The sequence below is a fragment of the uncultured Abiotrophia sp. genome, assembly GCF_963520105.1.
GTDB lineage: Bacteria > Bacillota > Bacilli > Lactobacillales > Aerococcaceae > Abiotrophia.
On sequence record NZ_CAUQPN010000003.1, the window covers coordinates 37,383 to 51,050 of the forward strand.

Here is a 13,668-nt window from a genome sequence, read left to right on the forward strand (position 1 = left end):
GCTCATCAAAATACCCCATCACCTCTTGGTGATGGGGTATTTTCTTATGGCTTGGCTGTCTTAACCAGTTCAGGATCTACCAAAAACTGAATCAGAGATGGGGCCTGCTGATTGAGATGGCGGAAACTATAGCGATTGACATGCGTGATAGCTGTATCTTCTGCTGTCAAACTCCATAGGTAGAAGCCTTCAAGCTCTAGGCTGGCCTTGTTGACCACATAATCCACCCCGTAGACGGCTTCCCCCTCGCGCTTGAGATTAGAGATGTCGATAGCGCCAGCTAATTTAGCTAAGCCATCGTAGTCATTCTCAAAGGTCAAACGATAGGTTGTCGTTGTGGCGCTTGCCGGATCATTAATGGGTTGGCCAGCTTCATCAGTTGGATTAAAAGTTTGAACCTGGTCGGAATGATCTATCAAGGATTGCACTGCTAAATCATAGAAATCGATTGGCTCCACGTTTTCTTCTTTAACACCACCATCTTCTGTCTTGCTATAGCGCTTTTGCCCGAGTTGATACTGATAGCCTTTGATTTGCTTGTCCTGGATAGTCCCTATGGCTTGTGCCAGGACCTGGCCATTTTGGCTATTGGTTAGATAAAGCAAATTACTATCCTGGTCGCCTGCTTGACGTCCTTCTGTCACTTCGTAAGTCGTAATCGCCTGGGTTGGGTTAGCCGCCTTAAAGGCTTCTAACCACTGGCCTTCTGCAACTTCCAAGGGACTTGCTTGAGCCTCTAAATCAGGCTTAAGACTATCCTTAGTCGTGGACTCCTCTGGGACTTGGCTTGTGCTCTTAGCTTGATAGACATGACTGGAATCTCCGTCTGTAACGGTCAGCTTAAGCGCGGCCTCAAGCATCTGACCAGTCTCACTGTCAACCAGATAAGTCAAGTCTGCCTGATAAGTAGCCTGAGCTGAGAAACTTTCAGGCAAATCCAGCAGGCTAACTAGGCCTTGAATTAACTCAGGATTGGTCACAGTCTTATTAATCCGCCATTGACCTTCAGGTGCCTCAGCATCCAGTAACGAGCTGTCTTCTCCTTCAATTAGGAGTTTGGCCCAATAGAGGTAGCTCATGGAGTTCTTAGCATTGTCATTTTGACTCCACGCCGCATGAGGTGAGGCCACATAATGGTGTTCTCCGTCGAAGTAGAACTCCAGGTCATAGTGGGCATCCTTGACCGTGGTCACGGTCTTACTACGATAGGCCTTAAGGGCACCCGCTTCATAAAATTGCTGACTATCAGCGGTTGCCTGCCAGTCTCCTCCTTCTTGATTAAGAGAAGTTTTAACTTGGACAGCACTCATTTTCTCGTAAAATTCATGCACCTTATTAAGAGCTTGATAGCGTTGACGCGTCGCTTCATCAAACGAAGATTGACTAGTAGCTGACTCGGGTGGACCATAGAGGGCATCTCCGCCTTGAGCAGCGTCGCGCGGCTTAGCTTGGCAGGCTGTCAAAAGACAAGCCAGACTAAGCAAGGAAATAATGGTGGATTTTTTCATGTAATAATAAAACTCGCTTTCTAAACTTAAGCCTTTTGGCCTTTTTCACTCTTCCAGAGAGAATAAGACCGCTTGAAGGCATGGATAACCCCTTTGTCACTAGTCGAGAGAACGGTCGCCTGGTAGAAGGTCAAGGCCAACCAGAAGGAAAAGACCATAAAGGCAAAACAGCCAAGTAGGCAGAGAACAATTTCCAAATTTGAGACCGTCTCTGTAGCTAGACGAACCGGCATGACAAATGGAGAAGTAAATGGCACCCAAGAGCCGATGACCACAACAGGTGAATTAGGTTGTTGGAGACCATAGACGGCAATATAGAAACCAATGATGGTAGTGAAGATGACCGGCTGAATGGACTTTTGGACGTCTTCTAGTCGTGTAGCGATGGATCCTAGCAGAACAGATAGAATCATATAGGCCAACATCCCCATCAAAGCAAAGACTAGACTTAAACCAAAGCTAGGCAAAATCCCTAGCAAGAGCGGTTTAAATGGCTCTAGGTAGCTAAAAATACTGGATACGCCAGTCATGAAATAGAAGCCGATTCCTAAGATCAGGTAAATACCAATTTGGGTAGCCATTATCAGTGAAGCACCTAGAATCTTACCTAATAAATGTTGTTTGGCAGGAATGGAGGATAGGATGATTTCCATGACCCGGTTGCCCTTCTCCAAGGCCACTTCCTGAGCAAAAATTGAACTGTAAGCTAAAATCAACATATAGGATAGCATAATGGCCACAAAGGCAGCCCCCATGCGGGCCATGACTTGAAGGGACCTAGCATCCTCTTCTGAATAGGTCCCGTCCTTGCTTTCCTTGAGATTAATCTTACCGATTGACACCTTACTGGAACGAATGGTGGCAATTTGTTGATCATTTAGGTTAAGGCTTTGACCTATTTTGCTGAGTTGATAGCTATTGAGACTTTCGGCTAAATCAGACAAGGTCAAGCTATGAGCGGTAGACTTTTGGTAATAAGTAGCTTGCACGCGCCCGTTGTCTTCTTTGACCTTTAGATAGCCGTTAACTCCTTTTTGGTTAAGGGATTGGCGGGCACTGGCTTCATCATCATAATAGGCCAACTTATAAGTCAAATTATCCTGGGCTAAGCTATCTTTTAAGCCCTGATCTTGACTGACAATAGCGATGGTCTCATTGGCATGACTCGATTCATCATTGGCAATAAAGTAGCCAATCAAGACAGAAACACCCATGATAATAAAGGGCGCAAAAACCATGAAGAAGAAACCCCAACTCTTGACATTTTTGCGGTAGACTTCCTTGGCGATAATCCATAATTTATTCATGGTCAGACACCTCTACTTTCAGCTTGAAAATCTCGTCTAAGGTTGGCGGTTGTTGACTAAACTGGGCAATATACTTCCCTTGTGTCACCGCGTCAAAAATGGCATGACCGGCGGACTCCTCGCTTAGTATCAAATGATAGCGATGACCGCTTAGGTGACGGACTTTTTCTACGCCTGGCAGGGCTTGAAGTTGGGCTTGATTCCAGTCAGGACTTTCTAGGAAAATACGGGTCCGGCCGAAGGACTCCTTGACCTCGTCAACCGTTCCTGACAGCACCTGTTTACCATAGTGAATCATGACCAAATGGTCGCAAATTTCTTCTACGTTATTCATATTATGACTAGAGAATATAATGGAAGAACCCTTCGCCTTGAGCTCTAGAATACCTTGCTTGAGTAAGTCCGCATTAACCGGGTCTAGACCTGAAAATGGCTCATCTAGAATCATGAGTTTTGGCTCATGAATTAAGGTCGCGATGAGTTGCACCTTCTGTTGGTTACCCTTGGACAGGCTCTTAATTTTATCGCTTCTTTTACCTCTGACATCGAATTTTTTCATCCAATAATCAATTTTTTCAAGGACTTGGGTCTTCTTCATGCCGCGCAATTCCGCAAAGAAGACAATCTGATCCTCGATGGTCATCTTATCATATAAGCCACGTTCTTCCGGCAAATAGCCTACCGTATCATAGACCTGGCTACTCATAGGCTGCCCTTGCCACTCAATGGATGCACCAGGTTCTAAATTCAAGAAATTGAGAATCATCCGAAAAATCGTAGTCTTACCTGACCCGTTCTGACCAATAATTCCCATAATACTACCTGGCTCCACCCTAAAGGAGACATCATTGACAGCGCACAAGTCGCCGAAGTGCTTAACTAAATGCTTTACTTCTAACACAAAAAACACCTACTCTCTACAGGTTTTTGCATAATAATGTTTACGTATTCAGTATAGCACTTTAGCTATGGGCATACAAGATTAGCTTATCTTTTTGACTGGCTAGGCTCACTTTTAGGATAGGTGGATTGAGTTGCTTCCAGAACTGTTCGCCACCCCTCCCAACCCCAATCACTCCACTCATAGCGGATGGCGCCATGATAGGGTGTTGCAAAATAAGGAATCCCCCTATTACTTAGTTTAGCTAGGGTATCGGGATGAGGATGGTGATAAGTATTGTGGACACCAGCAGACAACAAGGCTAACTTAGGCTGCAGGTGGTTGAGCAAGGCATCTGAACTGCTAAAGCGACTGCCATGGTGAGCGCATTTAAGAATATCGGCCTGAATCTCAGGGAAACGTTCAATCAAAGCCTGCTCATATTCACCCGACATATCACCTAAATTGAGTAAACGGTGCCTACCCATCGCTAGAGTTGCGGCAATAGAGGCGTCGTTGGGGGCCGTCGACTGGTTAAAGTTATTGGTGTAGAAGGTCAGTCCTTCTTTGATTGAATAGGATTGACCTGGTCCTAAGATATGGACTTGGGTCTTTGCCGCCAGATAGGACTTGATTTCCTGCCATACCGGATGACTAGCGGTATGCTGGCTAATCCAGAGATTGTCGATGGCCACTTCCTGACTGAGACTAGCCAGGCTACCAATATGGTCTAAATCCGAGTGGGTAATCATGACCCCGGTCAGTGAGCCAATCCCTTGCGCTTTGAGGGCGGGAATCAGATTATAATAGCCATATTGAGTGTCAAAACTGGGCCCTTCCTTGCTAGCTGGATAAGGTGGCCTGCCGCCTGTATCAATCAACCAGGCTTCCTTGGACCAGGCTGCTTGGTAGACCAGACTATCCCCCTGCCCTACATCTAATATGGTAACACTAGACTGCCAATGCAGGTATGGTTTAAGTCCCAGTATTAAGCCATAAGCGCAAACAATGACCGCTCCCGTTGACCAAGGATGGCGCCAGCCCCATCGTAACCAGACTAGGAATAGAGTCAGAAATATCAGCCAGTAAATAAGACTTAAACGCCCAGTTATGACATGCCAGAAGAAAAATTTGCTCAGAGGCGCTAGCATTTCTAGTAAGCATTGATAAATCCTATCCAATAAACTCGCTAGCCTGTCTAAGCCTGGCAAAATGAGCGCTAGGCCTGACACTAAGGCTAGCGGCATAATAAAAGGCTCGAAGACAAGACCTAAGAGAAATATGGCCAAGACTTGTAGAGGATACCATTCATAACGCCAATCCATCATAAGAGGCCAGGTAATGAGCAAACAAGCTAAGAGTATGTAGACTTGATGGCGCCAAGTATAGTGTTTTGGGTCCTCCATGGCTTGATTCGAAAATATGAGTACAGCTGACAAACCAAAGCTCAGCAGGTAGGCCGGCTGAAAGACTAGGCCAGGCTGGCAAAGTAAAGAGGCCAGTCCTATAAGACTTAGCCGGTCCATAGACGTCATACTTTGGTCGCCAAAACGCTTAGAAAAAGCCACTAGTCCCCAACTTCCTAAGACTCTAATGCTACCAATAGGCCAACCACATAGCCAGCTATAGAAGAGGAGCAAGAGAGGCAGCCAGAAAGCAACACTTTCTTTAAGGCAACCCAATTGCAAAAAGAAACGACTCAGCACTCGCCTTAAATAAAGCAAATGAAAGCCAGAGATAGCGAAGAAATGACTTAGGCCAAGCACCCCCAAACTCACCGACTGGTCGCGAAAGCCTGGGGTCTGCTGATTAAATAGAAGCCGTGAAACCAAACTGGTCCAGGAGGAGCCTTGCCCTTTCCACCTAGCCAAGGGAGCCAAAAACCACTGGCGTAAGGCTTCCATAGCTCCTAAAGCCAGTGGCTTCGGTTGAATAGCAGACACTACCTTAAAGTCTAGTACCCAATCAATTCCCTTATCTGCTAAGCTTTGCTGATAGTCATAGACACCAAAGTTTCGGGCTCTCTCAGCTTTTTTTAGACTAGCTTGTCCCTTGATTTCCATCACTTCATGGCCTAAATCCCACTGAATGCCGCCCTGCCCCTTTGCCAGAACAGACAGGAGCCGGTCATCTGCTAATTTTAAATAGCCTATTCCCTGCCAACCTGTGGCCGTATGCTTGACTTGGCTAGGTGCTAGAATTAGCTGATAGGTTTGCGCTATGTCCGGCTCTATGCTTTGATTAAGTTGAGACTGCACATAGTATTGCCAGGCCCACTTGCCCAAGCACCAGGTGCTTAAGACAAGGCAAGCCAAGAGGCAGTTTCGCCGATGACATTTAGGTCCTAGAAAGTAAAGCCGAGCAATCAGGATGACTAAGGCCAGGCTCCAAGCCCAGTTTTCGTGGTATAGCATGCCAATGAAAACTGCAGCGTAAATCCATAGAAAAAACCACGTATGTCTCAATTGCTCAAGGCCTCTTGTTAGTACTAGACAGCCACTTGTCCAATAGCTTCTTAGCTTATTCCTCATTGAAAAATCACCAGATCCTTCAACTTCTCTAGCATCTTAGGCCCGATGCCCTTGACTTTGCCTAAGTCCTCAAGCGAATGAAAGGAACCATTTGCTGTCCGGTAATCGATAATGGCTTGGGCCTTTTTAGCCCCAATACCGGGCAAGGTCTCGAGTTGGCTTAAATCGGCTTGGTTTATATTAACCTTACCACTATTGGCACTTGGGCTAGAAACTATGGCAGCCTGACTTCCTACCACATTAGCTTGCGGTCCCTGGCTCTCAGCTTCCCATTCCGCCATGGTGGGTACATAGAGACTCTGCTGATCCACCAGGAGTTGAGCTTGGTTAAGGGCCCGCTCGGCCGCATCTTCCGTCAACCCCCCCGCCATTTCCAGCAAGTCAAAGACCCGACTACCCTGGTCTAAGGCATAGACTCCTGGATGCTTGACAGCTCCCTTGAGGTCTACATAAATCTTGTCGGGCTGGGAGGATTGCTGGGAAGAGATTGGCTCAGCAAGCCTACTGGAACTGATAGAAGACTCTTCTTGCATTATGGGCCGTCTTGGGCGTAAGTTAAGCCATATTATACAAAGAACAATGCCTATAATTCCTATGGCAAATAAGCCGACTAACCACCATTTTAGCTTAGCTACACCTGTCTTAAGTTGATACTGGGGTTCCATATAATGCCTCCTCAAAAAGTCTTCATATATATATACCCCTTTGCCCTGATTTAATCCGAAAATTCTCTATTAAATTTGCATGACAGCACAAAAAAACGCCCTACCTAATGGTAGAGCGTTGATGATTATAAGTGAGGTGAGCTTAGATAATCGCTGCTGCACCGCGGTAGATTAAACCACGACGCGCATCTACAGTGATTAATTCACCATCTGCCACGTTAGAAAGCACATCTTTAGCTGCTACGATGACAGGAATCCCTTTTTCAAGCCCCATGATGGCTGCATGAGAAGTGATCCCGCCTTCTTCAGTAACAAGGGCACCGATTTTATCGAATGCTGGCAAGAAGTCCTTGTCAGTTGCACGAGTTACTAAGATAGTCCCAGCAGTTGCTTTCGCATTGGCAGTAGCCGCATCAGTTGCTAAAACAGCCTTACCGATAAAATTGCCGTTACCGACGCCTTCACCCTTCGCTAATTGAGTCCCAATGGCTTGAATTTTCATCAAGTTAGTGGTCCCTGCTTCACCAACTGGTACACCAGCAGTGATTAAGATTAAGTCGCCTTCTTTAGCGAAGCCTTTTTCTTGAACCAAAGCAGTTGCGCTATCCATCATTTCGTCTGTTGAAGTTGGACGGTCGATAACGTAAGGGATAACACCCCATGCTACAGCTAATGAACGTTGAGTTTCTTCGTCGAAAGTAGCTGCCACGATGTGAGCGTTTGGACGGTATTTAGAAATCATCAAAGCAGTGTGCCCTGAGCTTGTAGGTGCTACGATAGTTTCGATACCTAAGTTCTTAGCAGTGTGACCAACTGCTTGACCGATTGCTTCAGTCATGTCAGAACGGTCGAAGCGTTTGATGCTGAATGCGTCGTGTTCGTGCAATTCTTTTTCAGTACGGACACAGATAGCAGCCATAGTCTTAACTGCTTCTTCTGGGAAGTCCCCTGCTGCAGTTTCACCAGAAAGCATAACCGCGTCAGTCCCGTCGAAGATAGCGTTGGCAACGTCCCCAGCTTCCGCACGAGTTGGACGTGGGTTGCGTTGCATAGAGTCTAACATTTGAGTTGCAGTTACAACTGGTTTACCAGCTTGGTTACATTTCTTGATGATGTATTTTTGAACGATTGGCACTTCGTGAGTTGGGATTTCTACCCCTAAGTCACCACGCGCTACCATGATACCGTCAGATACAGACAAGATTTCGTCGATGTTGTCGACCCCTTCTTGGTTCTCAATCTTAGAGATGATCTTAACGTTTGGACGACCTTCTTGTTCTAAGATTTCACGGATTTCCATAACGTCGCTAGCACGACGAACGAAAGATGCAGCGATGAAGTCGATCCCTTCGCGAACACCGAAGCGGATGTCAGCAGCGTCTTTTTCAGTGATCCCTGGCAAGTTGATGGAAACGTTAGGAACGTTAACACCCTTCTTAGATTTGATTACACCAGAGTTTTGAATTTCAGTCACTAATTCTTGGTTAGCGTGGTCGATTTCAGTTACCAATAAGTCAACTAAACCGTCATCCAAAAGAATGTGGCTACCTACTTCAACGTCGTTGATTAAGTTAGCGTAAGTTACAGAGAATTTGTCCTTAGTCCCTAAGACTTCAGTCATAGAAATACGAACAGTTGCGCCCTTAACTAAGTCGATGGCATTGTCTTGCATGTCGTTAGTACGGATTTCTGGACCTTTGGTATCCAAGAGAATGGCGCAAAGTTTGCCGGTAGCTTGACGGGCAGCCTTCAAGTTGTTGAAGCGTTCTAAGTGTTCTTCGTGAGAACCGTGAGAGAAGTTGAAACGTGCAACGTTCATCCCTGCTTCAATCAACTTTGCCATTTGTTCTGCTGTGTTAGAAGCAGGACCCATGGTACAAATAATCTTAGTTTTTTTCATTTTAAAAGAACTCCTTCTCTTTTTATTTAGCGCTAAGGCCTTGGTTTAATTGGTAAAGATCGCGACGGACTTGGTGTTTTTCATTGGTCAAGGTTTCCACAATGTCAAAAGTTGCCAATTGTTCATTCTTAAGACCTAAGAAGATACCAGCTTGACCTTCTAATAAGAGGTCAACCGCCTTGGAACCCATCAAGCTAGCGAAGACACGGTCACGCACTGTTGGGTTGCCCCCACGTTGAATGTGTGACAAGGTCACATCACGCACATCGTCACCAGAGACAGCTTCGTATTCCTTACGGAATTGAGCCGCTGTCATGACGCCTTCGGCCAAGACGATTAAGGAATGATCCTTACCGGCGCGACGGTTAGCAGCGATGGTTTCTGCGATTTCTTTTAAATCATAGGCTTCTTCTGGAATCACAATGGCATCTGCACCAGCAGCCACCCCAATCCAGCTAGCCATATCCCCTGCATGACGGCCCATTACTTCGACAATAAAGGTCCGGTTGTGGGAGGAAGCAGTGTCAGTAATTTTATCAATAGCATCTAGGGCCACATTAACCGCGGTATCAAAACCAATGGTGTATTCTGTCCCTGCAATATCGTTATCGATGGTCCCAGGAATCCCGATAGCTGGGAAACCTTTTTGGGTTAATTTCAAGGCCCCAGTAAAGGAACCGTCCCCACCCACAACAACTAAGGCATCAATGCCATGTGCCTTCATCTGTTCAATTGCCTTCTCTTGGATTTCAGGCTCCTTAAATTCTGGGAATCGAGCAGAATATAAGAAGGTGCCACCCCGTCTTAAGGCATGAGAGCAAGTCGCTACGTCTAAAGGTCTGAAGTCACCTTCATATAAGCCTTTAAAACCATAGTAAGCACCTACGACCTCAATGCCATGATGCAAGCTACGCTCTACGACAGCCCGCACTGCTGCATTCATACCAGGAGCGTCGCCACCACTGGTTAAGACTGCAATACGCTTCATGTTTCTCACCTCTAAGTTGAATTGTAATCAATCGACTTGGACTGATATCCAAGGCTTATTTTACCACTTTTATTGGCTAAAGTCATACATTTTTTCGAAAATAATAGATGTAATCGATTACTTGTAGATAATTTTGAAAGGAGCCAGTAGTTTTGCTAATTCTGCTTGCGCTTTCTGGCCATAGGAGACCCGATAGGCATCATCCAATTGGAAGGTCTGACGATTGGCATCGACTAAAATCATAGCCACCGGTCCAGAATATTGATCGGCAAATTTTCTTAGGCCTGGCAGATAAGGTTTGAGGTCCTGGAAGGCCTTGACCTGGACAAAACAACGTTGGAAAGGATGCTGATTGGGGCTAGTTGGTGCCTTGGCTTCCTGTTCATTGACTGGAGACAGGCGCTTAATAATCAGCTGATGGCGCCCCTGGCGGTCTAATTCGACCGTCCCTTCTACTAGCAAGACCTGACCTTCCTTAAGCATTGAAACATAATGACGATAGCTTTGCGGGAAGACTACCCCGCTAATGCTAGCTACTTCGTCTTCTAGTTCGAGGAAGGCCATTAATTCCTGTTTCTTAGTGTTAATGACCCGGATGCCTTTGACTAAGACTAGGGTTTGGACCTTGAGGTTTGGTTGGGCCGCTAAGATATCTCTTACTGACAGCAAGTTGGGATGGGCCTTGGCAAAGGCTTGATAAGTCGCTACCGGATGCCCTTCTAAGGAGAAGCCTAGAATTTCCACTTCCTTATCCCGTTTTTGACTAGGGCTCCAGTCCTCCACCCATTCAATTCGTGGCTCTAGCTCTGGGAAGAGCGACAAATTGCCACCACTAAAGGTAACACTTTGCATGAGCTTGTCTAGGTTCTTAAGCAAGGTTGGCCGGTTCATGCCAGTATAGTCCAATGCCCCTACACTAATTAGGCTTTCTAGCCACTCGTGTTTGAGCCATTTCTTAGGTAGACGCTGCATAAAATGTAAGAGACCGGTATATGGCCCTAAGAGCTGGCGGTCTTCTACAATGTGGCTGACAAAGTCATGGCGTAAGGTCCGGATGGCTGATAGACCTACTTGAAGTTGTTGTCCACTGACACTAAAGCCTATCTGACTCTCATTAAGGTTGAGACCAAGGAGTGGACCCGTATGACGCTTGGCCTCTAGAATATAGTCGGCCATGGTCGTCTGGTTGGAACTACCCATATTCAAGAGGGCTTGATAGAAGGCCAGAGGGTAATGGACCTTGAGATAGGCCAGTTGAAAAGCTAAAGTCGAATAGACCACCGCGTGCGAGCGGTTGAAGCCATAGCTGGCAAACTCATAGATATAGTCGTAGGTAGCTGACGCAATCTCAGCTTCTATCCCCTGCTCTCTGGCCCCCCTAATGAAATGCTCGCGTTCCCTCGCCATAACATCGGCTTGTTTTTTACCCATGGCACGTCTTAGCAAGTCAGCCTGTCCTAAGCTGAAACCGGCCATACGTTGGCAGACCTGCATGACTTGTTCCTGATAGACAATGATGCCATAGGTAGGAGCTAAGATTTCTTCCAGAATTGGATGGATGGCCTGATAGCTTTCCTTACCATGACGACGCGCTACATAGTGGTCAATCTGCTTCATTGGCCCCGGACGGAAGAGCGCGTTGACGGCTACTATATCTTCAAAGCGCTCTGGTTGTAACTTGCGTAGGACTTGCTTAATGCCGTCTGATTCAAACTGGAAGACCCCATTAGTATCCGCCGCCCTGAAGAGGGCCAGAGTTTGAGCATCTTCCATGGAAATTGCTTCAATGTCAAAATCAGCTTGGCTCTTTTGAACTTGTTTAATGATGGTATCTAGCAGGTTGAGGTTTCTCAGGCCCAAGAAGTCCATCTTAAGCAGGCCAACCTTCTCCACATCATACATGGTAAATTGGGTCATAAGGGGTTGATTAGGTCGCTCCACAACCGGAATGACCTGGTCCAAGGATTGGTCATGGATGACCACTGCTGCCGCGTGAGTTGAAATGTGTCGTGGCAGGCCTTCGATGGTTTGCGCCACTTGGAAGAGCTGCTGGTTGGTCTCAGATTGACTGACTAACTGGCGTAAGGCAGCCGACTTCTGATAGGCCTGAGGCAAGCTAATGTCCAACTCTTTTGGTATGGCACGTGCCCATACTCGCAAGGTCTCACTATCCGCACCTAGAACTCGTAAGGTATCCCGCATGGCCGCCCGAGCCCCGAAGGTCCCCAAGGTGGCAATTTGGGCAACCTGCTCTTGGCCATAGCGCTCGACCACGTAATGTAAGACTTGTTGCCGTTTATTATCGGGAATATCCATATCAATATCGGGCATGTTATAACGTTCCGGATTCAGGAAACGCTCAAAGAGTAAGTTGTATTGGATTGGATCGACGCGTGTAATCCCTAATAGATAGGAAACTAAGGAACCAGCTGCCGAGCCCCGACCTGGTCCTACTCGGATGGCATGACTTTGGCAGTAGACAATAATGTCCCAGACAATGAGGAAATAGTCGCTAAAGCCCATACTATCGATGACTTCTAGCTCATAGTCAAGCCGCTGCTGGTAGACCGCCAAATCAGCAGGCCTTAAGTCTTCTAATGCCGACTGAGTTAAGTCTCGCAAGTATTGACTAGCTGGCAAGTGGTCTGGCGTCGGAAATTTTGGCAGGAAAGCCTGATTTTGTGGCAAAGTTAACTGCATACGATCTGCTAATTGGCGACTATTCGCCAAGCAGTCAGCCAAGCCTAAACGGACGTACTGAGCCTCCAAATCCGCCCAATTATAGACATAGTGGACCCCCTGCATGGCCCGTAGTTCCACGTCTAAGGTCTCATTAGCCCCAATGGCCTCTAGCACCTTGAGACTGAAGGCGTCACCCTGATTTAAGGTTGATACTCCCTGCCCCACTACTAGCGGAACTTGTTGGCTCTTAGCCCAGGACTTCACGGCCTCGCCTTCAACTGGATTATAAGGGAAAGCCGCCACCCCCAGATAGACATTACCAGGCCCAAAGACTTGCTCCAAGCGCTCCAAAACTAAGTCGGCTTCTTGGTCCCCACTATGAATCAGGGTTTGCTCCACTTCGCTTGCATGGCCACAGGAAATATAGACTAGGTTGTGGCAGGACTGGGTCAGATAATCCCAAATAGCGCCTGGCGACAGAGGCTGATGGCTCAAACGTCGAATGAGGCCTATTAATTCATAATAACCGGCTTGATTGAGGGCATAAACTAGGAAGGGATAAATGTGGGTTTGCTTGAGAGCCCCAGGCAACTTAATGGTCGCCCCAATCATGGCCTTGAGACCAGCAGTCTGACAGCGATTATAGAAGTCTAGCGCCCCTTGAAGGCTATGGACATCTGCCAAACCCAAGATTTCATAGCCCCTTTGTTTAGCAGCTTCCACATAGGATGGAACCGTCAAAGTACTAGCTAAGAGTGAATTAGCAGAATGAACATTAAATAGCATGGCATTTCCTCCTCTCAAGCCCTTTTTATGGTCCGAACAGGCATTCGACCACTCTCTTCTTATTGTGCCATGAATTGCCTTAAAGTACAAGGTAGAGCTTGGCTTTCAGGAAATTTGGTTAAGAACTGGAAACAAAAACTTTTTCATTGTATTATTTGGCAAATATGCTACACTTATACTGTAAAGGAAAGAAGGGAAAGTATGAAATATATCGTCACATTTTTCTGGAGCTTTATCCTGGGACAAATCGTCTACTACCTAGGTAGCTCACTCACACGCGCCCAATACGATTTAGTGGGCGGGACCATTTTGGCTGTTGTCATTACTATTGTTGTCGCCATTGTGGCGCGAATCATGGAGAGTGTTCAAGGTGACAGCTCCCAAGCTCAAGCAAGCAATAAGGCGCATTCCTAATAGCCTA

The 13,668-nt window shown here is 46.6% G+C and carries 9 protein-coding genes; 1 reads left to right on the forward strand and 8 read right to left on the reverse strand.

Features of this window, described 5'->3' with window-relative positions; genetic code table 11:
* Positions 1 to 44 precede the first annotated feature (44 nt).
* The 8 genes from RWO08_RS04490 to RWO08_RS04525 form a co-directional block, all read right to left on the reverse strand.
* Complete coding sequence (locus RWO08_RS04490) at positions 45 to 1,508, reverse strand: hypothetical protein (RefSeq protein ID WP_314211323.1); 1,464 nt, start codon at positions 1,506 to 1,508, stop codon at positions 45 to 47.
* A 26-nt stretch (positions 1,509 to 1,534) separates the two neighbouring features.
* On the reverse strand, positions 1,535 to 2,815 hold the full coding sequence (locus tag RWO08_RS04495; RefSeq protein ID WP_314211324.1) for an ABC transporter permease: 1,281 nt from the start codon (positions 2,813 to 2,815) through the stop codon (positions 1,535 to 1,537).
* Positions 2,808 to 3,716 (reverse strand): ABC transporter ATP-binding protein, encoded by a 909-nt coding sequence (locus tag RWO08_RS04500; RefSeq protein ID WP_314211325.1) that lies wholly within the window; start codon positions 3,714 to 3,716, stop codon positions 2,808 to 2,810. Before RWO08_RS04500 ends, RWO08_RS04495 begins: the two co-directional genes overlap by 8 nt.
* 86 nt (positions 3,717 to 3,802) lie before the next feature.
* A complete protein-coding gene (locus tag RWO08_RS04505; RefSeq protein ID WP_314211326.1) occupies positions 3,803 to 6,109 on the reverse strand; it encodes a ComEC/Rec2 family competence protein in 2,307 nt (768 codons plus the stop codon).
* 113 nt (positions 6,110 to 6,222) lie between these two features.
* Complete coding sequence (locus tag RWO08_RS04510; protein WP_314211327.1) at positions 6,223 to 6,759, reverse strand: ComEA family DNA-binding protein; 537 nt, start codon at positions 6,757 to 6,759, stop codon at positions 6,223 to 6,225.
* Between the two features lie 274 nt (positions 6,760 to 7,033).
* Positions 7,034 to 8,791: a pyruvate kinase gene (gene pyk / locus RWO08_RS04515; RefSeq protein ID WP_023391987.1), complete on the reverse strand. Its 1,758-nt coding sequence runs from the start codon at positions 8,789 to 8,791 to the stop codon at positions 7,034 to 7,036.
* Between the two features lie 22 nt (positions 8,792 to 8,813).
* Complete coding sequence (gene pfkA / locus RWO08_RS04520) at positions 8,814 to 9,779, reverse strand: 6-phosphofructokinase (protein ID WP_291431424.1); 966 nt, start codon at positions 9,777 to 9,779, stop codon at positions 8,814 to 8,816.
* Between the two features lie 117 nt (positions 9,780 to 9,896).
* Complete coding sequence (locus RWO08_RS04525) at positions 9,897 to 13,247, reverse strand: DNA polymerase III subunit alpha (RefSeq protein ID WP_314211328.1); 3,351 nt, start codon at positions 13,245 to 13,247, stop codon at positions 9,897 to 9,899.
* 201 nt (positions 13,248 to 13,448) lie between these two features.
* On the opposite strand from RWO08_RS04525, the gene RWO08_RS04530 reads away from it, so the two are divergent.
* Complete coding sequence (locus tag RWO08_RS04530) at positions 13,449 to 13,661, forward strand: YjzD family protein (protein WP_268442696.1); 213 nt, start codon at positions 13,449 to 13,451, stop codon at positions 13,659 to 13,661.
* The last annotated feature ends 7 nt before the right edge of the window (positions 13,662 to 13,668 follow it).

Bases quoted from the DNA above. Each gene is read 5' to 3' on its own strand.
- RWO08_RS04525 (WP_314211328.1), bottom strand. From the start codon at position 13,247: ATGCTATTTAATGTTCATTCTGCTAATTCACTCTTAGCTAGTACTTTG.
- pfkA (WP_291431424.1), bottom strand. From the start codon at position 9,779: ATGAAGCGTATTGCAGTCTTAACCAGTGGTGGCGACGCTCCTGGTATG.
- RWO08_RS04530 (WP_268442696.1), top strand. From the start codon at position 13,449: ATGAAATATATCGTCACATTTTTCTGGAGCTTTATCCTGGGACAAATC.
- RWO08_RS04495 (WP_314211324.1), bottom strand. From the start codon at position 2,815: ATGAATAAATTATGGATTATCGCCAAGGAAGTCTACCGCAAAAATGTC.
- RWO08_RS04505 (WP_314211326.1), bottom strand. From the start codon at position 6,109: ATGCTATACCACGAAAACTGGGCTTGGAGCCTGGCCTTAGTCATCCTG.
- RWO08_RS04490 (WP_314211323.1), bottom strand. From the start codon at position 1,508: ATGAAAAAATCCACCATTATTTCCTTGCTTAGTCTGGCTTGTCTTTTG.
- pyk (WP_023391987.1), bottom strand. From the start codon at position 8,791: ATGAAAAAAACTAAGATTATTTGTACCATGGGTCCTGCTTCTAACACA.
- RWO08_RS04510 (WP_314211327.1), bottom strand. From the start codon at position 6,759: ATGCAAGAAGAGTCTTCTATCAGTTCCAGTAGGCTTGCTGAGCCAATC.